This is a genomic window from Bacillus sp. FJAT-45350, assembly GCF_002335805.1.
GTDB lineage: Bacteria > Bacillota > Bacilli > Bacillales > NISU01 > FJAT-45350.
Genome location: NZ_NISU01000015.1, coordinates 1 through 580, shown reverse-complemented (window position 1 = coordinate 580; position 580 = coordinate 1). Strand labels below are relative to the sequence as shown.

Genomic DNA, 580 nt, shown 5'->3' with positions numbered 1-580 from the left:
CACTAGTGTTGCATTAATTAATTTCAAATATTAAAAAGACTCAAAATCTTCAATAATCTCATTTTACGCACAGAAAAAGTCCTTTATAATGGATAAGTCAGGTGGTAACCCGTCCAAATCCACTAAAAAAGGACTCACACTATGGACAAGATTACACGAAAAACTTCATTTGGACAATGGTTTTCACCCATTAACCTTCAATTATTTGAAGAAAACGTGAAAACGTTGAAATTAGATTACTATACAAAAAAGTTAACGACCGAATCATTTCTAAAATTACTTCTTTTTGCACAACTTCAAGAAATCGAAAGTCTTCATGCACTGGGCGATAGTCTTTTTGATGACAAGCTGCAAAAAGAAGTTAACCTAGATTCTATCAGTATCTCTCAGCTATCACGGCGATTAAATAATATGAATCCTGACTTATTTCAAAAGCTTTTCTTAGATCTAGTAGCACAAATTCATGTCAAAACACACCCTACAAAACTGATTATGCCGTTAAAAATCATTGATTCAAGCACATTGCCACTTAATTTGACCCATCATAAATGGGCTAAGTTCCGCAAAACAAAAGCGGGAG

The 580-nt window shown here is 33.6% G+C and carries 1 protein-coding gene; it reads left to right on the top strand.

The window, feature by feature from the left end; translation table 11 throughout:
* Positions 1 to 141: 141 nt before the first annotated feature.
* Positions 142 to 580 (top strand): DUF4372 domain-containing protein (locus CD003_RS21470; protein WP_142302918.1); only part of this gene is annotated, 439 nt, incomplete at its 3' end.